Genomic DNA, 24,258 nt, shown 5'->3' on the forward strand with positions numbered 1-24,258 from the left:
GCCGAGCGAGCTGCGGGGTGTCGGGGAGTCCGAAGCAGGCGCGCCGCATCAGCTCGCGCTGCCCGCGTCGGTGGGCTGCGCGAGGGCGACCAGGTCGGCGTACCGGATGAGCTGACCGCCGGCGCCCCAGGCGCCGTCGGGCTGCTCGTTGACCAACACCCACACGCGGAGCGCCTCCCCGGCATCGAGACCGGCGGCGGCCAGGACGACCTGGGTCACCTCCTCGACCAGTCCGGACTTCCGCCGGTCGGACAGCGCCCCGGCGGGGACAGTCACGTCCACGCGGAAGCGCGGCTCGTCGTCCTCGGCGGTGACCTGCGCCCCGGCAGGCAGCTCGTGCAGGAAGGACCACGCCTGAGCACGGAAGAACGCGGTGTCCGGGGCACCCTCCCACTTCAGCAGCACGCCGGCGAGCGCCTTCTGGATGGTGGCCCGGCCTTGGTCGGTCAAGGCGCCTGCGGGGGCGGTGAGCTGGATCTGCGGCATCAGAGGACTCCTTCGGATGGGTTGCTGCTGAGGTCGAGCGGAGGTCGGTGGAGCACGAGCTTGGTGGTGTGCGCGGCGTACGCCTCGGGTGCGTCGTCCCAGTCGGCGAGCAGGCTGGTGACCTGCTCGGCCGGGAAGCCGCTCGTCGCCACGAAGTCGAGCAGCTCCGGAAGCACGGGACGGACGTGGGACACGCCCACCTTCAGCGTCGCGCTGGTGGCGTACATGTCCATCACGGGAACCCTGGTGGAGGGCGCGAGGTAGTAGCCGGTGCCGGTGCACACGCCTCCCGGACGCAGCGCACGTACGGCGTCCCGCAGGCCCTGCGCCTTCGACGAGGCCTCGACGACGACGTCGTAGCACCTGTCGCCGGGCACCGAGCGGCCGCGGTCCTTGTCGGTCTTGCGGGTCGTGGCGCCCAGTGCTGCCGCGATCTCGAGACGGGCGTCGCGATCGTCGACGTAGTCGACGACCTGAGCTCCGTGGACCACGGCGAGGCCGGCCGCGTAGAGCCCGATGCTCTGCCCTCCCCCGCCGAGGACGAGGACGGATCCCCCGGGGCGCTCGCGGAGCGGCGGGACGACGGAACGCCAGGCGTCCGCCAGGTTGTCGCTGGCCGCCGCGACGCGCAGCGGGTCGACCCCGTCCGGGACCGGCACGAGCATGTGGTCGGCGTACGGGATCCGCAGCGCGTCGGCCACCATCCCGCCCCACGCCCCCGAGGCGGGTCCGAACCCGAACGCCGACAGTGTGCCGCCCGGGCTGAGTGCGGACATGGTCGAGCACTTCGCGGTGAGTCCTGACCGGCATTCTCGGCAGGTCCCGCACGAGACCGCCCAGGGCACGACCACGACGGCACCGACCTGCAGGCCGGTCACGGCGTCGCCGACCGCGGTCACCTGGGCGATGCACTCGTGGCCGATCCCGAAGGGCCCCTGGAACGGCACCGGCCCGGCGATCGCTGCGACGACCGGATCGATCAGCCCCAGCTTCAGGCCGGCCTGCATCGCGCGCGAGACCGGGCGGTGGATCGGCAGCACGTCACCGTCACACCGGCTCGCCACGAACGGCCGCACCACTGCGTCGGTCGGCTCGAGCAGCACGGGATCCGGCCGGTCGCGCCACTCCAGACGACCCGCCCGGACGAGGTTCAGCTCCTGCATCGACGACGCTCCTTGCTATGATATGACGCATAGCATAACCACAAACCAGGAAGGGGACGCACGTGGGTGCGACCACCGACACCCGGGCCCGGATGATCAACAGTGCGGCGCTGCTCCTGCGCGAGCACGGCGTCGCGGGCACCTCGATCGCTCGGGTCCTCGAGCACAGCCGGGGACCGCGCGGCTCCGTCCAGTTCCACTTCCCCGGCGGCAAGGCACAGCTGCTGACCGAGGCGCTTGCCTGGGCCGGCGGTCTCATCAGCAAGGTGCTCTCCCAGGCGCAGGCCCGCGGCGACACGCCGGCCGATGTGGTCAACGCGATCTGCGAGCACTACAAGCGACAGCTCGCGAGCTCGGACTTCCGTGCTGGCTGTCCGGTCGGCGCCGTGGCGCAGGAGGCGTTCGCGGAGCCGAAGCTCGGCACGTCTGTCGCTGGGGTCCTCGACGACTGGGTGAGCGGGCTGAGGGCCGTGCTCGTGACCGCTGGGCACGACCAGACCGAGGCCTACGACCTCGCCGTTCTCTGCGTGTCCTCGATCGAGGGGGCCATCACGCTGGCCCGCGTTCAGCGATCCACCAGGCCGATCCAGATCGTCCAGGAACGGCTCATCCCCCTGCTGTGAGAGCCACCGCACGTCGCCGGTTCGGACGGAGTTGTGGGGACCAAGGTCCCGAAACGGGCCAAAAGCGGTCATAGGCCGCAGGTGGCGCCGCCATGCTCGGGGTCCGGACAGGGGAGGATCCATGAGCAGCAACGCCATCTCAGCGAGCGCCAGGTACGTCGGTGCCCGCACCGCGCCGCGGACCGTCACCCGTACGGCCCGCCACGTCGAGACCGCCGGCTGGGCCGAGCTGCTCGGTTCGCCCGCGGCCGAGTCGGCGCGTTCCCGCAGGCTCGCCCACCTCGGCGGGGTCGCGGCGATGACGGCCCTCGTGGGCTACCTCACCTGGCGCCTGGCGTTCACCCTGCCCGCCACGGGCCCCAACCGTGTCGCCGCTCTCGTCCTCATCGCGTTCGAGGGGATCCCGCTGGTCGGCATGACGTTCCGGCTGGCCACGCTGTGGAACATCGACTCCGCTGCTCCCCCGCCCGTCACCGAGACGCCGGCCGGGACCCGGGTCGCCGTCCTGATCCCGACGTACGACGAACCGGCCGAGGTGATCCTCCCGACGATCGCCGCTGCCTGCGCCCTCGAGCCCGCGCACGAGACCTGGGTCCTCGACGACGGCGAGAGGCCGTGGGTCGAGGAGATCTGCCAGGAGTACGGCGCCCGGTACGTCGCCCGCGAGGTGCACGACCACGCGAAGGCCGGCAACCTCAACAACGCGCTGGCCGTGATGGACGCCGAGGCCGCCGAGGGACTCGCGGAGCACATCGACGTGATCGCCGTCCTCGACTGCGACCACGTGCCGCTGCAGAACTTCCTCACCGCGACGCTCGGCTGGTTCGAGGACCCGGGGATCGGCCTCGTGCAGGGGCCCCAGAGCTTCTACAACGCCGGCGCGTTCGACGACGACGGCGTCAACGGCGAGCAGGGCCTGTTCTTCAACGTCCTCATGGCGGCCCGGAACCACGCGCAGGCAGGCCCGTTCTGGTGCGGCTCGACGTCGCTGGTGCGCACAGCGGCCCTGCGCCAGATCGGCGGTGTCGCCACGGACACCATCGTCGAGGACATGCACACCACGCTCGGCCTGATCCGCGCCGGCTGGCGCACGGCGTACCACCACCAGACGCTTGCCGTCGGCCTCGCGCCGGCGACTGCCGACCAGTACCTCCTCCAGCGCCGGCGCTGGGGCATGGGTGCCATGCAGGTGCTGACCAAGGAGCGCCTCTGGGCCGCGAAGAGCTGGATGTCGTGGCGCAACTACTACGAGTACATCACCGGCACGCTGTGGTGGCTCGAAGGCGCTGCCACCGTGCTCGTGCTGATGCTGCCCGTGACATTGCTCGCCACCGGTGCACAGACCTCGACCGCGTCCCCGGCCGCGTTCACGTCCGTGTTCGCCGCCGCCTTCGTCCTCCGGCTGTGGGGCGCGAAGCGTCTCTACCGCCACCAGCTGAGCTGGACCAACGCGCTCGCGCTGCGGATCCTCCGCATCCCGGTCGGGCTCTCCTGTGCCTGGTGGCTGCTCACCCGGCGGACCCTCGAGTTCCAGGTGACGCCCAAGCAGGGCAGCGCCGAGCGCACGCTCGGCCGCGTCCCCCGCGTGCTGTGGGTGCTTCTCGCCGGACTCAGCGCCGTCGTCGGGTACGCCACGGCCGGACTCGCCGGGGTCGTTCCCTGGCACGCGTCTGCAGGCGCGACCGTGGCCTCGGGCGCCTGGCTGGTCATCGCGGCCACCGCGGTCGGCCTGGGCGCCCGCCGGATCCGCGCGGCCGAGTTCGCATCGTCGCGTCGCAACGCCCACCGGTTCGGCGTACGGACCGGCGTGACCCTCGACGGGGTGCAGACCGAGCTCCTCGACATCTCCGTCGGCGGGGTCTCCGTCCGGGTCCCGAGAGCACGCGGCCAGGTGAGCGGGATGGTCGAGCTCGGACTGCCGGGCACGGCGCCGGTGAAGCTGTACGCCGTGCGCGCCACCGACCACGACGCCGAACTGGTGTCGCTGCGGACCCTGCCGGGCGACTGGGCCGCCATGCGCACGCTCGCGCTCTGGCTGTTCCACACCCCTGCCGGCGCGGTGCCCTCGCTGCCGCCGGGCGTTCCTGCCGCGGCCTCCGTGGAACCGGCACCCAGCCTGTCCGTCCGGCAGAGCCGGGCAGCGTCGGCGCGGGTCCGCGAGATGGCGCCGGCCCTGCTCTGATCCGGACGGGACCCGAATCGGCCCCACGCGATGATCAGACACAGCGGCGCCGTGCTGGGTTACGACAGGCTGAACCACCGGCGTGCTGACCACTGGCGCCAAACACAACAGCCCGGTCCTGGCGAGAGGATCGGGCTGTTGGGCGAACGTACCCCCGACGGGATTCGAACCCGCGCTACCGCCTTGAGAGGGCGGCGTGCTAGGCCACTACACAACGGGGGCATTGAGCGGACGCGACTCTATCGAACCCCCGGATCGGCGACCAAATCGGCCGCCGGCCGGCACTGAGCCGCCGTCACTCGCTGGGATACAAGGACTCGAACCTTGACTAACTGGACCAGAACCAGTCGTGCTGCCAATTACACCATATCCCACTGAATCGGACCGGCCGCCGGCGAAGAATCGCGGCGGCTGGACCGAGGGGAAACCTTACACGGGCGGCGTTGGGGGGACCAAAACGGCCGGCGCCCGCGGAGGTACGACGGGAGGTGTGCTGCGACTGTTCAGCCCCATCGACCGGGCGACGAGGAGCACCAGGACGAGGTAGACGCCGTTCTGAGTGATCGTCAGCGGGATGTTCCACCAGGAGATCTCGGTGACGTTGAGCGAGTCGTCGATGCTGCCCAGCAGCAGCGCGACGCCGAAGGCCACCAGGTTGTTCCAGATGTGCAGCGCGATGCCGGCCTCCAGACCACCGGTGCGGTAGACGACGTACCCGGCCATCAGCCCGAAGGTGAACCGGTCGAGGAACAGTGGCGCGTTCTGGACCCCGTGGGCGAGCGCGAACAAGGTGGCGCTGACCAGGATCGCGACCCACGGCCGCCGGCTGAGTGATCCGAACGCCTGCATCGCGTAGCCGCGGAACGCGTACTCCTCCCCCATGGCCTGCAGCGGGGTGGTGAACAGCACGACCAGTCCGAGCGCGACGATCCTCGAGGTGATGTGGTTCGGCGACGACCCGAGGTCGTTGGGATCGGTCGGCAGCAGCGTCCCGACCACGGCCTGCGCGATCATCGCGACGACCGCCAGCCCGAAGCACGCCCAGAAGAACCGCCACCTGATCCCCGGCTTCACCGACATCAGCCACCGCGGTCGCATCCGGTGGAGCCAGCGCACGACCCCCCACGTCACCGGGACCAGCGCGGCGAGCGCCAGGTTGAGGTAGAGCATGCCCTGCCAGGTGACGTGCTTGAGGGACGCCGCGTCCTCGAACGCCTTCGAGAACGACCCGTGGTGGTCGAGAGCGACAGTGGCGGCCAGCAGTGGCAGCAGCACCACCGGCGCCACGACGAGCATCCCGAGGATCACCAGGACCACCCCGACCATCGGCCGCCACGGCGCATAGGTCCAGTTCCGCAGCATCAGCGGGTAGGAGCGTGGCTCCGGATGGGGGTGCGCCAGCGCGACCGGGCTCGGGAGAGGGTTCGGGGCGCTCACCTCGGACCGTCCGCCTCAGGCCAGCGCCGCGCCGAGGCGGCCGAGCGAGGTCTCCCGGCCCAGCAGCTCGAGCGACTCGAAGAGCGGCGGCGAGATCCGGCGGCCCGTGATCGCGATCCGCACCGGCCCGAACGCATTGCGCGGCTTGAGGCCGAGCTCCTCGACGAGCGCGGTCCGGAGCGCGCCCTCGATGGCTGCGGTGCTCCACTCCTCGAGGCCGGCCAGCGCGTCACGCGCGGCGGTGACGACCTCGCGGGCGGCGTCGTCGTCCAGGCTCTTGCGTGCCTCGTCGTCGTACTCGACCGACGTCGCGAACAGGAAGTCGAGCATGTCCGGGGCTTCCGTGAGCTTGTTGATCCGCTCGGCGATCAGCGGCATCGCCAGCTCGAGGAGCTTGGCGTCGGCGTCGCTCACCGGGTCGCCGAGCACGCCCGCGGCCTTCAGGTGGGGCAGGACCCGGTCGGTCATCTCGTCGAGGGACAGCAGCCGCATGTGCGAGCCGTTGATCGCCTCGGCCTTCTTGAGGTCGAACTGGGCGGGGTTCGGGTTCACGTCGGCGATGTCGAACGCGGCGACCATCTCCTCGAGCGAGAAGACGTCGCGGTCAGGACCGATCGCCCAGCCGAGGAGGGCCAGGTAGTTCAGCAGTCCCTCCGGCAGGAAGCCCTGGTCGCGGTACATGAACAGGTGCGCCTGCGGATCGCGCTTCGACAGCTTCTTGTTGCCCTCGCCCATGATCAGCGGCAGGTGTCCGAACTGGGGCACGCCCTCGGAGACGCCGAGCGCGACCAGCGCCCGGTGGAGCGGGATCTGGCGAGGAGTGCTGGAGAGCAGGTCCTCGCCCCGGAGCACGTGGGTGATCCGCATCAGCGCGTCGTCGACCGGGTTGACGAGGGTGTAGAGCGGGTCTCCGTTGGCGCGTGCGAGCGCGAAGTCGGGTACGTGGTCGCTGTGGAAGGTCACCTCACCGCGGACCAGGTCGTGGAAGGTGATCTCGCCGTCGGGCATCCGGAACCGGACGATCGGCTGCCGGCCGTCGTCGACGAACGCGTTCCGCTGCTCGTCGGTGAGCTCCCGGCAGAAGCCGTCGTACCCCTGCACCTTGGAGCCGGAGGCCTTGCGCCGCGCGTCGACCTCCTCGTTGGTGCAGAAGCACTCGTAGGTGTACGACGACGCCGCGAGCTTCGCCAGCACGTCGCGATAGAGGTCGTCGCGCTCCGACTGGCGGTACGGGCCGTACGGGCCGCCGACGAGCGGGCCCTCGTCCCAGTCCAGGCCGAGCCAGCGCATCGACTCGACCATCGCGTCGTAGGACTCCTGGGTGGAGCGCTCCTTGTCGGTGTCCTCGATCCGGAAGACGAACGTGGCCTGCTGGCCGTTCAGCGCTGCGTGCCGCGCGAAGACCCAGTTGTAGAGGGCCGTGCGGGCGAAGCCTACGTGCGGCGATCCCGTCGGGGAGGGACAGAACCGGACTCGGATCGCTTCAGTCACGCTGCTTCACCTGGTTGGTCAGATTGCCGATGCCGGAGATCGAGACCTCGACCTCGTCGCCGACCTGCATGGGGCCGACACCCTCCGGGGTGCCGGTGAGGATGACGTCGCCGGGGAGCAGCGTCATCACGGAGCTGACGTGGGCGACCAGGGCCGGCACGTCGAAGATCATGTCCTTGGTGCGGCCGTCCTGCTTCACGTCACCGTTGAGGAAGGTCTGCACCCGGAGGTCGCTGACGTCCAGCTCGGTCTCGACCCACGGGCCGAGCGGGCAGAACGAGTCGAAGCCCTTGGCCCGGGTGAACTGCACGTCCGAGCGCTGCAGGTCGCGGGCGGTCACGTCGTTGCCGACCGTGTAGCCCCAGACGACGTCGGCCACCTTCTCGACCGGCACGTCCCGGCAGATCCGGCCGATCACCACCGCGAGCTCGCCCTCGTAGTGCACCTCGCTGCTCTGCCGCGGGTAGAAGATCGGGTCGCCGGGCCCCACCACGCTGGTGTTCGGCTTGATGAACATCAGCGGCTCGTCGGGGACGTCGCCGCCCATCTCGGCCGCGTGGGCGGCGTAGTTGCGGCCGATCCCGACGACCTTGCTGCGCGGCAGCACGGGCGAGAGCAGGCGCACCTCGGAGAGCGGGTACTCCTTGTCGGAGAGGTGCAGGCCGACGTACAAGGGGTCGCCGTTGAGCGCGACCACCACGCAGTCCTCGTCCGGCACACCCTGCTCGTCGACCTCGCCGGTCACGACCCCGAACTGGGGGTCCTCTCCGGTCGTGAACCTCGCGATACGCACCGGGTGAGCCTATCGACGTACCCTTCAGGCCGTGCAATCGACCGTCCTGGGCCCCGCGACGTGGCGGCCGCGCGCCGCCGCGCACGAGGAACGGGTCGATGCGTGGATCCAGCCGCACCTCGAGCGCCGGCGCCGGGGCGTCGCCCATCCGGTGCACGACTTCCTGTTCACCTACTACTCCCAGCGACCCGCCGCCCTGCGTCGCTGGCACCCTGGGTACGGCGTCACGCTGGTCGACGCCCCGGAGTACGCCGGCCTCAAGGGTTACTGCCCGACCGGCGGCGGCCGGGCAGTCGAGACCACCGTGACCAGCGAGCACCTCTCGGGCCAGCGCTCCCTCATCGAGTCGATCCGCAGCCTCCTGGTCTCCACCGCGTCCCGGCCCCCGGCACTGGGCTGTTTCGGGCTGCACGAGTGGGCGATGGTCTACCGCACCGAGGCAGTTCGCCATCCCACGCCGCTCCGACTCGGCGCCGCGGCGACCGACACCGTGGTCGAGTCGCACCGGGTGGCGTGCTCGCACTTCGACGCGTTCCGGTTCTTCACCGAGCCCGCCCGCCCGCTCAACGTGCTGCAGCCGGACCGCGACGACCGGGCCGGGTTCGAGCAACCCGGCTGCCTGCACGCCGGCATGGACCTCTACAAGCACGCCTTCCGGCTCACGCCCCTGATCGCCTCGGAGGTGGTCGCCGACTGCTTCGCGCTCGCCTGGGACATCCGCGAGCTCGACATGCGCGCGTCGCCGTACGACCTGGCCGACCTCGGCTACGCACCGGTGCGGATCGAGACACCCGAGGGCAAGGCCGAGTACATCGCAGCACAGCGGGAGTTCGCCGAACGTGCGGCGCCGCTGCGGCAGCGGCTGGTCGAGCAGTGCGAGTGGTTGCTCGACGCGACCTGAGCACCTGAAGGGCGCCGAATTCGGGTGGCGCCGGGCATAGCCTGATCCTCGTGCTCACCATGCTGCTGACCTTCGTCCCGGTCGCGGTCCTGCTCACCCTGACCCCGGGTGCCGCGACCGTGCTCGTGGTGCACAACGCTGCCCGGCGCGGCCGGCACGCAGCTCTGATGACCACGCTCGGCAACTCGGTCGGCGTCGCGGTCTGGGCACTCGCGACGGCAGTCGGCCTGGCCGCGGTCGTCGCGGCGTCCGCCGTCGCCTTCACCATCGTGAAGCTCTGCGGAGCCGCGGCCCTGGTCTACCTCGGCATCCGTGCCCTGCTCCATGCGGGCGAGGAGCCCGCGCAGCCGACCAGTCCCGTCCGCAGGCGCTCCGCGTTCCGGGCCGGCCTGACCACGTCGATCGCGAACCCGAAGCTCGCCGTGTTCTTCATGGCGCTGTTCCCCCAGTTCGTCCCGGACGGCGAGCCGGTGCTTCCTGCAGCGGTGACGATGGCCGCGGTGATCGTGGCGCTCGACCTCGTCTGGTACTCCGTCCTCGCGGCCCTGGTCGCACGTGCGACAGACGCCTTCCTCCGCGGTGGCTGGCTGCGCCGAGCCGAACGGCTCTGCGGCGGCGTCCTGGTCGGCCTGGGCCTGCGGCTCGCGCTCGAGGAGCGCTAGCTAGCCGGTCTCACCAGCAGGGTGGGTGCCGGTCGATCCACGGTGCGGCGGACTCGACCTGGGCCGCCAGCGACAGCAGCGTCGCCTCGGCGCCGGGGCGCGCAGCGAGCATCACGCCGACCGGCAAGCCGTTCGCGCTCTGGTGGAGGGGCAGCGACACGGCCGGGCTGCCGGTGACGTTCCACATCGAGGTCCACGGCGTGAACCGCTTCTGCGCCTCGAAGTCCGCCGCCGGGTCGTCGTCGTCGCGCAGCGCACCGACCGGGAGCGGCGGCGTGGCCAGCGTCGGCGTCAGCACGGCGTCGTACGGCGCGAGGGCGGCGAGCGTGCCGGCAGCCACCCGGCGCAGCTCCCCGAGCGCGAGGCCGAAGTGCGGTCCGCTGATCCGTTCTCCCCACTCACCGAGCCACCGGGTCAGCGGTCGTAGCCGGGCCCTGGCCTCCGGCGGCAGGTTGACGGTCGACAGGGCGGTGAGCACGGCCCAGTTGGTCTCGAAGACCGGCACGGCCTCCCGCGCGAGCGGCGGAGCGATGTCGACGACGTCGTGGCCCAGCGACTCGAGCAGCCGGCTCGCGTCCTGCCAGGCCCGCAGGCACTCCGGATCGACCTCGGCCTCGGCGATCACCGGCTCGGCGAAGCGGGCGATCCGGAGCCGTCCGGGCGGACGGGAGCAGGCCTCGAGGAACGGTCGGGCCTCGTCCGGGGCCCAGAACGGGTCGCCGACCGCACGCCCCGCCATCACGTCGAGCAGGGCGGCCGCGTCGGCCACCGAGCGGGCGAGGGATCCTGCGGTCGCCAGTCCGGTGACTTCGCCGTACATCGGCGACCCGGAGATCCGGCCACGAGTCGGCTTGAGACCCACCAGCCCGCAGCAGCTCGCCGGGATCCGGATGGAGCCCCCGCCGTCCGAGCCCTGGGCGATCGCGACCAGGCCGGCGGCCACCGCGGCGGCGGCTCCCCCGCTGGAGCCGCCCGCCATCCGAGTGCGGTCCCAGGGGGTCACCGCGGGTGGGGCGACGTCCGGCTCCGTGTAGCAGGGCGAGCCGAACTCCGGGGTGTTGGTCTTGCCGAGGCTGACCATCCCGGCGGCCTCGATTCGCAGGACCAGCTCGTCGGAGAAGTCCGGGACGAAGTCGGCGAACAGCGCCGACCCGTACGTCGTCCGCACCCCGGCCGTCGAGTTGAGGTCCTTGATCGCCGTCGGCACGCCGGCGAGCGGACCGGCCGCGGACACCGAGGCCGACGTGTCACGGGCACGCTCAGGGGTGACGGTGACGAACGCGCCGAGCGGCTCGTCGAGCCGCCCGACGCGTTCGAGGTAGTGGTCGACCAGCTCGCGTGAGCTGACCTCGCCCGCCTTGATCGCCGCACCCTGCTCGAGGGCCGTCAGGTCGTGGAGCTCGCTCACCCCGGCGACGATAGACCGCCGAGGCGGCGCAGATGAAAACCCTGATCCCGTCGAGGCGGCGCAGATGAAAGAAGTCTTCTTTCATCTGCGCCGCCTCGACGGGTTTCAGGCTTTCAGGTGCGCCGCCTCGACGGGTCTGTCAGGCGGCGGAGGACTGCGCCTCGGGGTCGAACTCGACCAGCGTCCGCAGCGCGGCCTCGAGCTTCGAGCGGACCTCGGGGTCGTTGAGCACGTCGACGTCGATCGAGGTCTGCGAGACGTTCACGTCCTCGACGACGATGGCGCCGGCGATCTTGACCGAGCGGCGGGCGTCGTCGTGGGCCCACTTGCCGCCGTACGGGGTCGGGGTCACGCCGATGACGCCGAACGGCTTCCCGGAGATCGCGCCCACGCCGTAGGGCCGCGAGAGCCAGTCGATGGCGTTGTTGAGCACCGCAGGCATCGTGGCGTTGTACTCCGGGGTGACCGCGAGCACGCGATCGGCGTTGCCGACCTGCGCGCGGACGCGGGTCACCAGCTCGGGGACGCCCTCGCCGTCGACATCCTCGTTGTAGAACGGCAGGTCACCCAGGCCGTCGACGATGTCGATGACCGTGCCTGCCGGCGCGAGGTCGCGAAGGGACTCGGCGATCTGCCGGTTCACGCTGTCGGCGCGGAGGCTGCCGACGAGGACGGCTACGTGGGTCATGTGCTGCTCCTGACGAGAGGGGGACGCTGTCAGGGCCTAAACGGACCGTGGTCCGGATTCATTCCCGGCACCGAAAATCACTTTCGTCCCGTGGGCCCGCGCCTAGGGTGGCGACCATGCCCGAGCGCCCACTGCTGCCGATCCTCGGCCAGGACGTGCGCGAGCGCAGCGACGCGGCCCGCAACCGCGAGGCGCTCCTCGCGGCCGCGCAGGAGCTGATCGACCGGTGCGGGGTGGACGCGGTGACGATGGACGCCGTGGCCGAGACGGCCGGCGTCGGGAAGGGCACCGTGTTCCGTCGGTTCGGCAGCCGTGCCGGGCTGATGGCGGCCGTGCTCGATCGCTCCGAGGCCGCCTGGCAGGCCAGTGTGATGTCCGGCCCACCTCCGCTGGGCCCCGGCGCACCCCCGCGCGAGCGCCTGCTCGCGTTCGGCCGGTCCCGCCTGGAGATCTCCCTGCAGCACGCAGCGCTGCTGAACGCGGCCCAGGCGTCCGGGCGACGGAGCTACGCGGCGTACGCCTTCATCGCGACGCACGTGCGCTACCTGCTCGACGAGCTCGACGTCGCCGGTGACATCGCGCTGCTCGCGACGGCGCTCCTCGCGCCGCTGGAGGTGCCGATCCTCGAGCAGCAGATCGCGGTGGAGCAGATGGACATCTCCCGGATCGTCACGGGTTGGGAAGACCTCGTCGACCGGGTCATCGCCCGCAGCAGGGCGCCCCGATGAGGATCGTGATCGCCCTGGGCGGCAACGCCCTGCTGCGCCGCGGACAGCCGATGACGGCCGAGAACCAGCGCGCCAACATCCGCGCCGCCGCCGAGCACATCGCCGCCGTCGCGGAGGGCAACCAGATCGTCGTCGCGCACGGCAACGGTCCGCAGGTCGGGCTGCTGGCGCTGCAGGCGGCGGCGTACGTCGACGTGCCGGCGTACCCGCTCGACGTGCTCGGCGCCCAGACCGAGGCGATGATCGGCTACGTCATCGAGCAGGAGCTGGGCAACCTGCTGCCGGAGGACCAGCCGCTCGCGACGATCCTCACGATGGTCGAGGTCGACCGCGACGACCCGGCGTTCACCCACCCCACGAAGCCGATCGGTCCGGTCTACCCGCGCGACCACGCCGTCGTGCTGGCTGCCGACGCCAAGTGGAGCATCGCGCCGGACGGCGACGGTTTCCGCCGGGTCGTGGCCAGCCCGAGACCCAAGCGGATCTTCGAGATCCGTCCGATCCGGCAGCTGCTCGACCGAGGCACGATCGTGGTCTGCGCCGGCGGTGGCGGGATCCCGACCGTGTTCGACGAGCACGGCGACCTGCACGGTGTGGAGGCGGTCGTCGACAAGGACGCGACCTCCGCAATGCTCGCCGAGGAGCTGGCCGCGGATATTCTGGTGATCGCGACCGACGTCGACGCCGTCTACGTCGAGTGGGGTACGCCGGACCAGCGCAAGCTGGACCGGACCACGCCCGACGAGCTCGACTCACTCGGTCTCGCCGAGGGCTCCATGGGCCCCAAGGTGAAGGCCGCCGCGGCCTTCGTGCGGGCCACCGGCAAGCGGGCGGTGATCGGGTCGCTCGAGGAGCTCGGCGCCTTGGTCGCCGGCACCGCCGGCACGGTCGTCGAGACCGGTGGTCGGTAGGTTGGGCGGCAACCGCCTCGGAACCACGGTCGTCGCTATCGGCCTGGCGGCTCTGGGCGTCATGGTCGGCGGCTGCGGTGGTCGGTCACCGTCCGCGGAGCCGCACAGGACGTCTGCGACCGGTGCGACGGCCCCCGCGAGCCCGACACCCAGCCCGTCACCCACGCCGTCGACCCCGCTGACCACCTCGGCGGCGCCGACGACCGTGCCAGCACCCTCAGCGGGCGAGTCCACCGACCCCCGCTGGCGGTTCTACACCGACGACCACGCCTGGCACACGTCCCCGTGGTTCGCCGGTCAGCACCGGGTGATGATCGGCTTCGGGTGCAATACGGCGCCGTGGTACTCCCACGACGCGCGCTGCCCGGGCCACGAGGGCTTCCACCACGGCATCGACGTGGCCATGCCGTGCGGCACGCCGCTGTTCTCGGCCGTCGACGGCGTCGTCGTCGACCCGTCGTCGGCCGGCGCACCCGGATCGGCGTACGGGGTGAATCCGTTCCGGATCCGTTCGGATGGCCACGACATCCTGATCGGCCACACCATCCACGTCTTCGTCAGCCCCGGCCAGCGCGTGCACGCCGGCCAGCGGATCGCGCTCGCAGGTGACAGCGGCGCTCCCGACGGCTGCCACCTGCACTTCGAGGTACGCCGGGCCGGCGGCGGCCTCTCGGCCGCGACCGACCCTGCCGGCCTGTTGCAGCTGTCCTAGGCCCCGTGCCGCCGGAGGCCGAACGTCAACCCGTCGATCAGCGCCTCCCAGGACGCCTCGATCACGTTGTGGCCCACACCGACCGTGACCCACGACGACTGCCCGTCCGTGGTCTCGATCAGCACGCGGGTGATCGCGTCGGTGCCATGGCCCTGGTCGAGGATGCGGACCTTGTAGTCGATCAGCTCGAACTTCACGACCTCCGGGTACAGCCGCTCGATCGCCTGCCGCAGGGCGTGGTCGAGCGCGTTCACGGGTCCGTTGCCCTCGCCCGTGACCACCAGGCGCGACCCACCCGCGAGCAGCTTGACGGTCGCCTCCGACGATGCCTCCGCCTGCGGGCTCGAGTCGGTGATCACCCGCCAGGACTCGACCTCGAAGTACGCCGGCCGCGCACCCTCGACCTCCTCGGCGAGGAGCAGCTCGAAGGACGCATCGGCCGCCTCGAAGGTGTAGCCGCGGAGCTCCATGTCCTTGACCCGACCGGTCACCCGGGACACCAGGTCCTTGCCGAGCTCGAAGCCGAGCTCCCGGCCCTTCAGCTCGATCGAGGCGCGGCCCGCCATGTCCGAGACGAGCAGGCGCATGTCGTTGCCGACGCCTTCGGGGTCCATGTGCTGGTAGAGGCTCGGGTCGACCTTGATGGCGCTCGCGTGCAGACCGGCCTTGTGGGCGAAGGCCGAGACGCCGACGTACGGCTGCCGGGAGGCGGGCGGCACGTTGGTCACCTCGGCGACCGCGTGCGCGATGCGGGTGGCCTCGCGGAGCAGGCCGGGCGGAAGCACCCGGCGGTCCAGCTTGAGCTCGAGGTTGGCGACCACGCTGACGAGGTCGGCGTTGCCGGTGCGCTCGCCGTACCCGTTGAGGGTGCCCTGGACGTGCGTGGCGCCGGCGTCGACAGCGGCCAGGGTGTTCGCGACCGCGCAGCCGGTGTCGTTGTGGCAGTGGATGCCGACCCGTGCGCCGGTGGTGCTCACGACGTCGTCGACGACGTCACCCACCCAGCCGGGCAGCATGCCGCCGTTGGTGTCGCACAGCGCCGCGACCTCGGCGCCGGCCTCGAAGGCGACCCGGAGCACCTCGAGGGCGTAGTCGCGGTTGTCGCGGTAGCCGTCGAAGAAGTGCTCCGCGTCGAGGAAGACCCGCTGCCCTTCGGCGGTGAGGTGGCTGACGGTGTCGCGCACCATCGCGAGGTTCTCCTCGAGCGTGGTCCTCAGGGCGAGCTCGACATGGCGATCGTGAGACTTCGCCACCAGCGTGACGACGCCGGCGCCGCTGTCGCGCAGAGCGGCGACCAACGGGTCGTCCGCGGCCTTGACGCCGGCGCGGCGGGTCGCGCCGAAGGCGGCGAGCTGCGCGTTCTGCAGCGCCAGCTCCTCACGAGCCCGGGCGAAGAACTCGGTGTCCTTGGGGTTCGCGCCCGGCCAGCCACCCTCGATGAAGCCGACGCCGAGCCCGTCGAGCTGGCGGGCGATCGCCAGCTTGTCCGCCACCGACAGGTTGAGGCCCTCCTGCTGCGCGCCGTCGCGCAGGGTGGTGTCGTAGACGTGGAACTCGTCTCGGCTGGTCATGTGGTGTCCTCGGTGGTTGAACTTGTCGAAACCCGGTCCAGGCAACAAAAAAACCTCCCGGTGGACGAGAGGTCGGCGCGGCGGAAGGTCCGTCGCGCTAGCTGATAATGATCCGTGCTGCCTGCATGGCCACGAGTCTGCCACAGGCACACCCGTCCCGCCGAGGCGTCTCAGGTGAAAGCCGATCCCACGTCGAGGCGGCGCGGATGAAAGTCGATGTGCCGTCGAGGCGGCGCGGATGAAAGAGGATTCCTTTCACCCGCGCCGCCTCGGCGGTGTTTCGGCTTTCATGTGCGCCGCCTCGGCGGGGCTTCGGGGTCAGAGGACCCTGTGCATCCAGCCGAAGGTGTCGTCGGCGCGGCCGTACTGGATGTCGACGAGGGCCTGGCGGATCTGCATGGTGAGCTCACCGGCCTCCGTGGAGCCCTGCACCTCTCCGCCGGCCCACTTCAGGGTGCCGACGGGGGTGACCACGGCTGCGGTGCCGCAGGCGAAGACCTCGGTGATCTCGCCGGACGCGACGCCCTCGCGCCACTCGTCGATCGAGAACTTGCGCTCCTCCACGTGGTGGCCGGCCTTCCCGGCGAGGTCGATGATCGCCGAGCGGGTGATGCCCTCGAGGATGGTGCCGGTCCCGGGCGTGACGATGTGGCCGTCGGCGTACACGAAGTACATGTTCATGCCGCCGAGCTCCTCGACGTACCTGCCGTCGCCGGCGTCGAGGAAGACCACCTGGTCGCAGCCCTGGTCGATCGCCTCCTGCTGGGCGACCAGGGAGCTGGCGTAGTTGCCGCCGGTCTTCGCGGCACCCATGCCGCCGCGGCCGGCACGGGTGTACTCCTCGGTGAGCCAGAGCGTCAGCGGCTTGACGCCGCCCTTGAAGTAGGCACCCGCCGGCGACGCGATCACCATGAAGGTGACGTGCTGCGAGGGACGCACGCCGAGGAACGCCTCGGTGGCGATCATGAACGGCCGCAGGTACAGGCTCTTCTCGGTGCCCGGCTCGGGGACCCAGCGCTGGTCCACCTCCACCAGCGCGTCGACGGCCTGCACGAAGTCCTCGGGCTCGAGCACGGGCAGCGCCAGCCGGTGCGAGGAGCGCACCATCCGCTGGGCGTTCTCCTCCGGCCGGAAGGTCCACACGGAGCCGTCGTCGTGACGGTAGGCCTTCATGCCCTCGAAGATCTCCTGCGCGTAGTGCAGCACGGCGGTGGCCGGGTCCAGCGTCAACGGTCCGTACGCCGTGACGCGCGCGTCGTGCCAGCCCGCCTCAGGGGTCCACTCGATGGTGAGCATGTGGTCGGTGAAGTGGATGCCGAAGCCCGGGTTTGCCAGGATCTCGGCCACGTCGGCGTCTGTGCGCGGGTGGGCCGAGGGGACGATCGAAATGTCCAGGGTCATGACTGCACGGTATCTCTCTGTCGCGGATATGTGGACGTCCATCTACCTCGGCGCCCACACCGCCGGCCGGGTCGTCGGGAAGTCGGGCGAGGCGCCTGGCGCCGGTCCGGGATCCTCCCGGGTCCGGCGTCAGCCGGCTACTACTCGCGCGGCGATCGCGTCGCCGACATCGGCCGTCGCCCGCTTCTCCCCCGCGGTGCGCGCGGCGAGGTCCGCGACGACCGCGCTCTCGACCGTGCGCGCGGCGTCGTCGAGACCGAGGTGGTCGAGCATGAGGGCGACCGAGAGGATCGCCGCAGTCGGGTCGGCCAGCTGCTGTCCGGCGATGTCGGGGGCGGAGCCGTGGACCGGCTCGAACATCGACGGGGCGGTCCGGTCGGGGTTGACGTTCCCGCTCGCCGCCAGGCCGATGCCACCGGTGACCGCCGCAGCGAGGTCGGTGACGATGTCGCCGAAGAGGTTGTCGGTGACGATCACGTCGAAGCGCGAGGGGTTCGTGGTCAGGTGGATCATGGTGGCGTCGACGTGCATGTAGTCGGTGGTCACGTCCGGGAACTCCCGCGCGACGTCGGAGAAGATCCGCCACCACACCGAGCCGGCGTGCACCAGCACGTTGGTCTTGTGGACCAACGTCAGCTTGCGGCGCGGCCGCTTCCGGGCGCGGGCGAAGGCGTCGCGCACGACCCGCTCGACGCCGAACGCCGTGTTCACCGAGACCTCGGTGGCGACCTCGTGCGGCGTACCGACGCGCAGCGCGCCGCCGTTTCCGGTGTACGGACCCTCGGTGCCCTCGCGGACGACGACGAAGTCGACCTCGCCGGGATCGGCCAGGGGCGACACCGCACCCGGGAAGATCCGGGACGGCCGCAGGTTCACGTAGTGGTCGAGCTCGAAGCGCAGGCGCAGCAGGAGCCCGCGCTCGAGGATGCCCGGCGGCAGGTTCGGGTCGTTGGGCTTTCCGCCCACCGCTCCGAGCAGGATCGCGTCGTGCTGGCGGATCTCGGCGAGCACCGAGTCCGGGAGCACCTCACCGGTCGCCAGGTAGCGCTCGGCCCCGAGGTCGTAGCGTGTCGGCTCGAACTTCACCTGGGCAGGCGTGACCGCCTCGAGCACCTTGAGGGCCTCGGCGGTGACCTCCGGCCCGATCCCGTCGCCCGGGATCACGGCGAGCTTGAGCGACTGGTTCCCCTGCGGGGGTGCGGTGGGCATGCGATCGAGGCTAGTTGTCGTCCGGGCGCTCGCCACCGTTGTCTCGCAGGTCAAGCGCCGCCTGGACGGCCTGGTGCGAGGACGGGTCGTCGGGGTTGTTCCGGGCGGGGCCCCATTCGGGGTACATCTCGTACATGTCTGTTCCTACGTTCTCTCGAGGCATGCGGTTTCGTCGGACGGGATGGATGCCCTCCGTCGAGACTCGACTCGTGATCGAGGAGTTCGAGAGACCAAGCGGGGATGGTGCCGTGCCGACTCGCTCGCGGAGGATTCGTAAGGCCGAATGGCGGGAACGCCGGACTCCGCGGCGAGGTGGCCCTACTTAAAAGGCCTCGCCACGGCGGCAAATGAGTACGAAGTTCCTCCGCATGGTCCGCCAAGAGTAGAACGGCTGACCTGTCGGCGCCCCGAGTTTGGGAGACATGTCCCACCATCCGAGACTTCGCCGGGATCCGTGGACGCCGCGTGGGCATTTGCAAGACTCACGACATGAGCGCTCCCCCGGACCTGCCGCCGATCGTGGCACGGGCGTTCGACGTGTCCCGGCGAGCGGGCTACGTGTCGTTCTGCCGCAACGAGACCGGCCGGCTGCTCGCTGCGCTGGCCGCGACCCGACAGGGCACCCTGGCGGAGTTCGGCACCGGCTGCGGCGTCGGTACGGCGTGGCTGCGGTCCGGCGTCCGGGCCGGCGCGACGATCCTGTCCGCCGAGCTCGACGAGAAGCTCGCGGTCGCCGCCCAGGACATCTTCGAGCACGACCCCCAGGTCGAGGTGCTCGCCGCGGACTGGTCGACGCTGCTCAACAAGGGCCCCTACTCGCTGCTGTTCCTCGACGCCTCCTCCCCCGAGGACGCCTCCGTCGACTCGGTCGTCGACCTGGTCGAGCCCGGTGGGATCGTCGTGATGGACGACTTCACGCCGTGCGAGGTCTGGCCGCCGATCACCGCCGGTCGCGTCGACGCCCTCCGCGAGAGCTGGCTGATCGACGAGCGGTTCACCTCCGTCGAGGTGATGGTGGCGCCCGATGCCTCGGCGCTCATCGCGACGAGGAACTAGGCGGCAACCTCCGCTGCGGACGGGTCAGGCACGGCCGCGGCCGGCTCAGCGCGAGGCGGGACCTGCCGGCGCTCCGGCAGCTCGACGATCGCCAGCGGCAGCAACCACTGGACGAGCGGGCCGATCGCCACGGCGTACACGATCGTGCCGAGGCCCACGACACCGCCGAGCATCCAGCCGACGGCCACCACGCTGACCTCGATCGAGGTCCGCACGAGCCGGATCGAGATGCCGGTGCGCCGGTGCAGGCCGGTCATCAGGCCGTCGCGCGGCCCCGGGCCGAGCTGGGAGCCGATGTAGAGCGCGGTCGCGACGGCGTTGAGGAACACGCCCGCGACCATCAGCGCGAACCGGCCCGGGACGGACCCCGGCACCTCGATGGCACCCAGGAAGAAGTCGGCGGAGAGCCCGATCAGCACGGAGTTCAGGATCGTCCCGACACCGGGCAGCTGCCGGAGCGGGATCCAGCCGAGGAGCACGACGCCGCTCATCAGGATGACGGCCGTGCCGAAGGTGATCGGCAGGTGCTTGGCCATCCCCTGGTGGAGCACGTCCCACGGGTCGTTGCCCAGCGTGGCGCGGATGACCATCGCCATCGTCATCCCGTAGAGCACGAGGCCCACGACCAGCTGGGTGAACCGGCGCGTCAGGCGGCCGGCTCGCAGCTGGGCGACCGGACCCAGCCGGGCGAGGTCGCGCCGGACGGCCGGCTGAGAGCGCGGCCGGCGAGTGCGGGGCGGGCGCCCCGGGGAGGGGGTGCCGAGGCGGGCGGTGGGGTCGAAGGCTCCGGGCATGGGACCAGTCCACCGCAGACTGGACTGGTCTCCAATAGCCAATCGTGATTCACTGGCCTGCATGAACGAACGCGTGCTGTCCGCCTCCCGCGTCGCCAGCCTCGTCGGTGACTTCGACCGGAGCCCGGCCTACCAGGGGCTCGCGGAGGGGCTGCGGATCCTGATCACCGACGGCCGGATCCCCTCCGGCGTCCGGCTGCCGAGCGAGCGGGAGCTCACCGACGCACTCGGGGTGAGCCGCACGACCGTCGCGCGCGCCTACGCGCACCTGCGCGAGCGGGGTTTCATCGTGTCGCGGCAGGGGTCGGGGAGCGTCGCCAGCCTGCCCGCCTCGCGCGGGCTCCGCGGCGACCACCTGCTTCCCCCGGGCGACTTCCCCCCCGGCAAGCTCGACCTCACCTGCGCGGCGCCCGTGCCCGGTCCCGGCCTGCTGGCGACCTACCAGCGCGCGGTCGCCGAGCTGCCCCAGTACCTCTCCGGCACCGGCTACTACCCCTCGGGACTGCCGCTCCTGAAGGAGGCCGTCGCCGACCGGTACGCCGCCCGCGGGCTCCCCACCACACCGGAGCAGATCATGATCGTGCCGGGTGCGCTGTCCGGACTGGCGATCGTCGCGCGGGCGCTGGTGAAGCGCGGCAGCAGGGTGCTGATCGAGAACCCGACCTACCCGAACGCGATCGCGACGATGCGGCACAGCGGCGCGAGGCTGGTCAGCAGCGACGTCGGCCGCGACGACCCGCACGTCGACGGCCTCGTCGACGTGGCCCGGCAGGTGAGCCCGACCCTCGCGATGCTGATCCCCGACTTCCACAACCCGACCGGCCACCTGATGCCGGACGCCAGCCGGGGGCGGGTCGCGCACGCCTTTGCCCGGGCCGGCACCCGCCCGGTGATCGACGAGTCGATGGTCGACCTCCCTCTCGACGGCCAGCAGATGCCCGCACCGTTCGCGGCGTACTCGGCCGACGCGGTCACCGTCGGCTCGCTCAGCAAGCCGTTCTGGGGCGGGCTGCGGGTGGGCTGGGTCCGCGCACCCCAGGAGCTGGTCGACCCCCTCTTCCGTGCCCGGCTCAGCCTTGACCTCGGGACGCCGCTGCTCGAGCAGCTCGTCGCGGTGGACCTGATCCGCACCGGAGCGGGCCTGCTCCAGCACCGGCGCGACCAGCTGAGGCAGTCCCGCGACGCGGCGGTCGCCGCGCTCGCCGAGCACCTGCCCGAGTGGAAGGTCCGGCAGCCCTCCGGCGGCCTGAGCCTGTGGTGCGAGCTGCCCGACGACCGCGCCCACTCCTCCGACCTGGTGCCCTACGCCGCGGGCCGCGACGTGCTCATCGTGCCCGGCCCGGCGTTCGCCCCGGAGGGCGGGCTCGACAGGTTCCTGCGGATCCCCTTCACCGGGCCACCGCAGGTGCTCGAGGACGCGATCGCGCGCATCGCCGCCGCCTGGCGCGATGCGCCGAGCGGGTCGGCCACCACGAAGCGGTCCGCGCCGACGCTGGTGGCCTGAGGCTCAGGCGGTCAGGTCGACGCCGCGCACCGAGTCGGCATTGATCGACGCCTGGATCGTGTCCAGCACCTCCGGCGCGATCGCGGAGTCGACCGACAGCGCCACGAGCGCCTTGCCGCCCTTGGCGTCGCGCGAGACCTGCATGCCGGCGATGTTCACGCCGGCCTCGCCGAGGATCTGGCCGACCGTGCCGACCATGCCCGGACGGTCCTCGTAGCGGAAGAACGCCAGGTGGTCGGTCGGCTCGAGGTCGACCAGGAAGCCGTCGACCTCGACGAGCCGCTCGCGCCGGTTGATCCCGATCAGCGTGCCGGACACCGACGACTGCGACCCGTCGGCGAGCGTGCCGCGGATCGTGATCAGGTTGCGGTGGTCGGGGCTGTCCGGGTCGGTGACCAGGCGTACGGCGGTGCCCCGCTCGGCCGCGAGCAGCGGCGCGTTCACGTAGGACACCTGGTCCTCGACGATGTCGGCGAACACGCCCTTGAGGGCCGCGAGCTCGAGCACCTTCACGTCGTGCTCGGTGATCTCCCCGCGCACCTCGACGTCGATCGACTGGGCCACCTCGCCGGCCAGCGAGGTGAAGATCCGGCCGAGCTTCTCGGTCAGCGGGATGCCGGGGCGCACGTCCTCGGCGATCACGCCGCCCTGCACGTTGACCGCATCCGGCACCAGCTCGCCGCCCAGCGCCAGCCGCACCGAGCGAGCGACCGCGATGCCGGCCTTCTCCTGGGCCTCGTCGGTGGAGGCACCGAGGTGCGGGGTGGCCACGACGTTCTCGAGCTCGAACAGCGGCGAGTCGGTGCACGGCTCCTTGGCGAACACGTCGACCCCGGCCGCGGCGATCTGGCCGGTCTTCAGCGCGTCGTACAGGGCGGCCTCGTCGACGATGCCGCCGCGGGCCGCGTTGACCAGCACCAGGCTGGGCTTCGCCTTGGCGAGCTCCTCGGCGCCGATCAGGCCGACCGTCTCGGCCGTCTTGGGCAGGTGGACGCTGATGAAGTCCGCCTCGGCGAGCAGCTCGTCGAGCGTGACCATCCGCACGCCCATCTGGGCCGCGCGGCCGGCCTGCACGTAGGGGTCGTAGGCGATCACGTTCATGCCGAAGGCGGAGAGCCGTTGGGCGACGAGCACGCCGATGCGGCCCAGCCCGACGATGCCGACGGTCTTCTCGTACAGCTCGATGCCGGTGTACTTCGACCGCTTCCACTCGCCGTTGCGCAGCGCCGCGTGCGCCGGGCTGATGTGGCGGGCCGCGGCCAGCATGAGGGCGACCGCCAGCTCGGCGGCCGAGGTGATGTTGGAGGTCGGGGCGTTCACGACCATCACGCCGCTCTGGGTGGCGGCCTTCACGTCGACGTTGTCCAGCCCGACGCCGGCGCGGGCGATCACCTTCAGCTTCTTCGCCGCGGACAGGGCCTCGGCGTCCACCTTGGTCGCCGAGCGCACCAGGATCGCGTCGACGTCGGCGATCGCCGCGAGCAGCTCGGCGCGGTCGGCGCCGTTGCAGTGCCGGATCTCGAAGTCGGGGCCGAGAGCCTCGACGGTGGCGGGGCTGAGCTCCTCAGCGATGAGTACGACGGGCTTGCTCACGTCAGATCCTTCAGGTTGCGAAGTCGGCACGAAGAGCGGGCCGTTTCGGGTTGCGGACGGCCCGCCGCGCACGACGTTGTGCCCTCGCCGACTCTACCGGACCGGCCCGGCGCCCCCGCGGGGATTCCGCGCCCTGGCGTGCCGCCGGGTGGTGCCCGTCACGCGTCGGCGAAGAAGTTCGTAGGACCAGGCTGAGGATGTCCTGAAGGTGGGCTGTCCGGCACCTGCGGGATGGCATCGTGCCGGTGTGCAAACCGTGCCCTGTCCCCACTGCTCCGAGCCGATCAGGCCCACTGCGACCTTCTGCCTCGCCTGCGACCGCGTCATCACCGACACCGAGCGCGGACTTTCGGTCGCCGAGCCGGTGCCCGCCTCCGTCGGCCGGCCCCTGGTCGGCCTCGTGGTCGCCGCGGCCTGCGTCGCGCTGCTCGGCGGGGCGGCGTACGGGGGCGTGCGGATCTACCGCCACGCGCACGTCGCCTCTGCCGACGCCGCCAGGAGCGACGTGCGCCGCGGCTTCAGGCTGCTGGTCTCGGCGGAGAGCGGCCAGGGCAGGGCCTGTGACGAGCTGGCGCCCGTCGTCGCCCCGCCGGCCCCGAAGACCCGCGAGGAGTGCCAGGCGGTGCTCGGCGAGGACAGGAGCGCCCACCTGGACACGATCAGCGTCGGCACGCCGCACTTCGGCACCGGCACGGGAACCGTGCAGGTGAAGGCGACCATCACCGACGACGGCGGCACCCACGCGGTCGACGAAACGGTCCGGCTCGTCGAGGTCGGCCGGCACTGGCGGATGGCCTGGGACGGCAAGCCGGCGGCGAGCCGGACCTGAGGATCCGCCTGACACCCGGCCCGACATAGGCGAAGGGCCCAGCAAGTATGAGTTGCTGGGCCCTTCTGGGTGACCGGAGCACGGTGACTTTCCAGTCGACCGGACCTACGCTCCGA

At 71.3% G+C, this 24,258-nt stretch carries 23 protein-coding genes and 2 tRNA genes; 10 read left to right on the forward strand and 15 right to left on the reverse strand.

What is annotated here, in order from left to right; translation table 11 throughout:
• Positions 1-48 precede the first annotated feature (48 nt).
• Together ACVW00_RS13565 and ACVW00_RS13570 are read right to left on the reverse strand one after the other, a co-directional pair.
• A complete protein-coding gene (locus tag ACVW00_RS13565; RefSeq protein WP_457111428.1) occupies positions 49-486 on the reverse strand; it encodes a tautomerase family protein in 438 nt (145 codons plus the stop codon).
• Complete coding sequence (locus ACVW00_RS13570; protein ID WP_457111429.1) at positions 486-1,649, reverse strand: zinc-dependent alcohol dehydrogenase; 1,164 nt, start codon at positions 1,647-1,649, stop codon at positions 486-488. The genes ACVW00_RS13565 and ACVW00_RS13570 overlap by 1 nt, the downstream gene beginning before the upstream one ends.
• A 62-nt stretch (positions 1,650-1,711) precedes the next feature.
• On the opposite strand from ACVW00_RS13570, the gene ACVW00_RS13575 reads away from it, so the two are divergent.
• Positions 1,712-2,272, forward strand: a complete 561-nt coding sequence (locus ACVW00_RS13575; RefSeq protein ID WP_457111430.1) for a TetR/AcrR family transcriptional regulator — start codon at positions 1,712-1,714, stop codon at positions 2,270-2,272.
• 121 nt (positions 2,273-2,393) lie between these two features.
• Positions 2,394-4,454, forward strand: a complete 2,061-nt coding sequence (locus ACVW00_RS13580) for a glycosyltransferase (RefSeq protein WP_457111431.1) — start codon at positions 2,394-2,396, stop codon at positions 4,452-4,454.
• A gap of 149 nt (positions 4,455-4,603) precedes the next feature.
• Here ACVW00_RS13580 and ACVW00_RS13585 read toward each other — a convergent pair.
• From ACVW00_RS13585 to ACVW00_RS13605, 5 genes are all read right to left on the reverse strand, one after another.
• Positions 4,604-4,676: transfer RNA gene (locus ACVW00_RS13585), tRNA-Glu, on the reverse strand.
• Between the two features lie 80 nt (positions 4,677-4,756).
• A tRNA-Gln gene (locus tag ACVW00_RS13590) sits at positions 4,757-4,828 on the reverse strand.
• Positions 4,829-4,883: 55 nt separating this feature from the next.
• On the reverse strand, positions 4,884-5,891 hold the full coding sequence (locus ACVW00_RS13595) for a CPBP family intramembrane glutamic endopeptidase (RefSeq protein WP_457111432.1): 1,008 nt from the start codon (positions 5,889-5,891) through the stop codon (positions 4,884-4,886).
• Positions 5,892-5,906: 15 nt separating this feature from the next.
• Entirely contained in the window at positions 5,907-7,382 is a 1,476-nt protein-coding gene (gene gltX, locus ACVW00_RS13600) for a glutamate--tRNA ligase (protein ID WP_457111433.1), read from the reverse strand.
• Complete coding sequence (locus ACVW00_RS13605) at positions 7,375-8,175, reverse strand: fumarylacetoacetate hydrolase family protein (RefSeq protein WP_457111434.1); 801 nt, start codon at positions 8,173-8,175, stop codon at positions 7,375-7,377. The genes gltX and ACVW00_RS13605 overlap by 8 nt, the downstream gene beginning before the upstream one ends.
• A 31-nt stretch (positions 8,176-8,206) precedes the next feature.
• On the opposite strand from ACVW00_RS13605, the gene ACVW00_RS13610 reads away from it, so the two are divergent.
• Together ACVW00_RS13610 and ACVW00_RS13615 are read left to right on the forward strand one after the other, a co-directional pair.
• Complete coding sequence (locus ACVW00_RS13610) at positions 8,207-9,076, forward strand: 3-methyladenine DNA glycosylase (RefSeq protein ID WP_457111435.1); 870 nt, start codon at positions 8,207-8,209, stop codon at positions 9,074-9,076.
• Positions 9,077-9,135: 59 nt separating this feature from the next.
• On the forward strand, positions 9,136-9,738 hold the full coding sequence (locus ACVW00_RS13615) for a LysE family translocator (RefSeq protein ID WP_457113114.1): 603 nt from the start codon (positions 9,136-9,138) through the stop codon (positions 9,736-9,738).
• 10 nt (positions 9,739-9,748) lie between these two features.
• Here the strand turns inward: ACVW00_RS13615 and ACVW00_RS13620 are convergent, their stop codons facing one another.
• Both ACVW00_RS13620 and ACVW00_RS13625 read right to left on the reverse strand, forming a co-directional pair.
• Positions 9,749-11,146: an amidase gene (locus tag ACVW00_RS13620; RefSeq protein WP_457111436.1), complete on the reverse strand. Its 1,398-nt coding sequence runs from the start codon at positions 11,144-11,146 to the stop codon at positions 9,749-9,751.
• Positions 11,147-11,285: 139 nt separating this feature from the next.
• Positions 11,286-11,834, reverse strand: coding sequence for an NADPH-dependent FMN reductase (locus tag ACVW00_RS13625; protein ID WP_457111437.1), 549 nt, complete (start codon positions 11,832-11,834; stop codon positions 11,286-11,288).
• A gap of 116 nt (positions 11,835-11,950) precedes the next feature.
• Here ACVW00_RS13625 and ACVW00_RS13630 point away from each other — a divergent pair, with 116 nt between their 5' ends.
• The 3 genes from ACVW00_RS13630 (at position 11,951) to ACVW00_RS13640 (ending at position 14,185) form a co-directional block, all read left to right on the forward strand.
• On the forward strand, positions 11,951-12,562 hold the full coding sequence (locus ACVW00_RS13630) for a TetR/AcrR family transcriptional regulator (RefSeq protein ID WP_457111438.1): 612 nt from the start codon (positions 11,951-11,953) through the stop codon (positions 12,560-12,562).
• Positions 12,559-13,473, forward strand: coding sequence for a carbamate kinase (arcC, locus tag ACVW00_RS13635; protein WP_457111439.1), 915 nt, complete (start codon positions 12,559-12,561; stop codon positions 13,471-13,473). The genes ACVW00_RS13630 and arcC overlap by 4 nt, the downstream gene beginning before the upstream one ends.
• A 205-nt stretch (positions 13,474-13,678) precedes the next feature.
• A complete protein-coding gene (locus ACVW00_RS13640) occupies positions 13,679-14,185 on the forward strand; it encodes a M23 family metallopeptidase (RefSeq protein ID WP_457111440.1) in 507 nt (168 codons plus the stop codon).
• Here the strand turns inward: ACVW00_RS13640 and cimA are convergent.
• The 4 genes from cimA to ACVW00_RS13660 form a co-directional block, all read right to left on the reverse strand.
• On the reverse strand, positions 14,182-15,756 hold the full coding sequence (gene cimA / locus ACVW00_RS13645) for a citramalate synthase (RefSeq protein ID WP_457111441.1): 1,575 nt from the start codon (positions 15,754-15,756) through the stop codon (positions 14,182-14,184). The genes ACVW00_RS13640 and cimA overlap by 4 nt on opposite strands.
• A gap of 318 nt (positions 15,757-16,074) precedes the next feature.
• A complete protein-coding gene (locus ACVW00_RS13650; protein ID WP_457111442.1) occupies positions 16,075-17,157 on the reverse strand; it encodes a branched-chain amino acid aminotransferase in 1,083 nt (360 codons plus the stop codon).
• A gap of 129 nt (positions 17,158-17,286) precedes the next feature.
• A complete protein-coding gene (locus ACVW00_RS13655) occupies positions 17,287-18,366 on the reverse strand; it encodes a 3-isopropylmalate dehydrogenase (RefSeq protein WP_457111443.1) in 1,080 nt (359 codons plus the stop codon).
• A 10-nt stretch (positions 18,367-18,376) separates the two neighbouring features.
• The gene (locus tag ACVW00_RS13660) at positions 18,377-18,502 is read right to left on the reverse strand and encodes a hypothetical protein (RefSeq protein ID WP_457111444.1); all 126 of its coding nucleotides are present in this window, start codon (positions 18,500-18,502) and stop codon (positions 18,377-18,379) included.
• 353 nt (positions 18,503-18,855) lie between these two features.
• Between ACVW00_RS13660 and ACVW00_RS13665 the strand changes: the two genes are divergently transcribed.
• Complete coding sequence (locus ACVW00_RS13665; RefSeq protein ID WP_457111445.1) at positions 18,856-19,422, forward strand: O-methyltransferase; 567 nt, start codon at positions 18,856-18,858, stop codon at positions 19,420-19,422.
• Here the strand turns inward: ACVW00_RS13665 and yczE are convergent.
• The gene (gene yczE, locus ACVW00_RS13670) at positions 19,419-20,216 is read right to left on the reverse strand and encodes a membrane protein YczE (RefSeq protein WP_457111446.1); all 798 of its coding nucleotides are present in this window, start codon (positions 20,214-20,216) and stop codon (positions 19,419-19,421) included. The two genes, ACVW00_RS13665 and yczE, sit on opposite strands and share 4 nt — an antisense overlap.
• 61 nt (positions 20,217-20,277) lie before the next feature.
• On the opposite strand from yczE, the gene yczR reads away from it, so the two are divergent.
• Complete coding sequence (yczR, locus tag ACVW00_RS13675; RefSeq protein WP_457111447.1) at positions 20,278-21,720, forward strand: MocR-like transcription factor YczR; 1,443 nt, start codon at positions 20,278-20,280, stop codon at positions 21,718-21,720.
• Between the two features lie 3 nt (positions 21,721-21,723).
• Here yczR and serA read toward each other — a convergent pair whose 3' ends face one another.
• Positions 21,724-23,313, reverse strand: coding sequence for a phosphoglycerate dehydrogenase (serA, locus tag ACVW00_RS13680; RefSeq protein WP_457111448.1), 1,590 nt, complete (start codon positions 23,311-23,313; stop codon positions 21,724-21,726).
• A 247-nt stretch (positions 23,314-23,560) separates the two neighbouring features.
• On the opposite strand from serA, the gene ACVW00_RS13685 reads away from it, so the two are divergent.
• A complete protein-coding gene (locus ACVW00_RS13685; RefSeq protein WP_457111449.1) occupies positions 23,561-24,142 on the forward strand; it encodes a hypothetical protein in 582 nt (193 codons plus the stop codon).
• The last annotated feature ends 116 nt before the right edge of the window (positions 24,143-24,258 follow it).

This window comes from Marmoricola sp. URHA0025 HA25, assembly GCF_054059435.1.

Coding starts and splice junctions, on each gene's coding strand:
- ACVW00_RS13650 (WP_457111442.1), bottom strand. CDS start 17,157: ATGACCCTGGACATTTCGATCGTCCCCTCGGCCCACCCGCGCACAGAC.
- ACVW00_RS13580 (WP_457111431.1), top strand. CDS start 2,394: ATGAGCAGCAACGCCATCTCAGCGAGCGCCAGGTACGTCGGTGCCCGC.
- ACVW00_RS13615 (WP_457113114.1), top strand. CDS start 9,136: ATGCTGCTGACCTTCGTCCCGGTCGCGGTCCTGCTCACCCTGACCCCG.
- ACVW00_RS13660 (WP_457111444.1), bottom strand. CDS start 18,502: ATGTACGAGATGTACCCCGAATGGGGCCCCGCCCGGAACAACCCCGAC.
- ACVW00_RS13565 (WP_457111428.1), bottom strand. CDS start 486: ATGCCGCAGATCCAGCTCACCGCCCCCGCAGGCGCCTTGACCGACCAA.
- yczE (WP_457111446.1), bottom strand. CDS start 20,216: ATGCCCGGAGCCTTCGACCCCACCGCCCGCCTCGGCACCCCCTCCCCG.
- ACVW00_RS13630 (WP_457111438.1), top strand. CDS start 11,951: ATGCCCGAGCGCCCACTGCTGCCGATCCTCGGCCAGGACGTGCGCGAG.
- ACVW00_RS13665 (WP_457111445.1), top strand. CDS start 18,856: ATGAGCGCTCCCCCGGACCTGCCGCCGATCGTGGCACGGGCGTTCGAC.
- arcC (WP_457111439.1), top strand. CDS start 12,559: ATGAGGATCGTGATCGCCCTGGGCGGCAACGCCCTGCTGCGCCGCGGA.
- cimA (WP_457111441.1), bottom strand. CDS start 15,756: ATGACCAGCCGAGACGAGTTCCACGTCTACGACACCACCCTGCGCGAC.
- ACVW00_RS13625 (WP_457111437.1), bottom strand. CDS start 11,834: ATGACCCACGTAGCCGTCCTCGTCGGCAGCCTCCGCGCCGACAGCGTG.
- ACVW00_RS13570 (WP_457111429.1), bottom strand. CDS start 1,649: ATGCAGGAGCTGAACCTCGTCCGGGCGGGTCGTCTGGAGTGGCGCGAC.
- ACVW00_RS13655 (WP_457111443.1), bottom strand. CDS start 18,366: ATGCCCACCGCACCCCCGCAGGGGAACCAGTCGCTCAAGCTCGCCGTG.
- yczR (WP_457111447.1), top strand. CDS start 20,278: ATGAACGAACGCGTGCTGTCCGCCTCCCGCGTCGCCAGCCTCGTCGGT.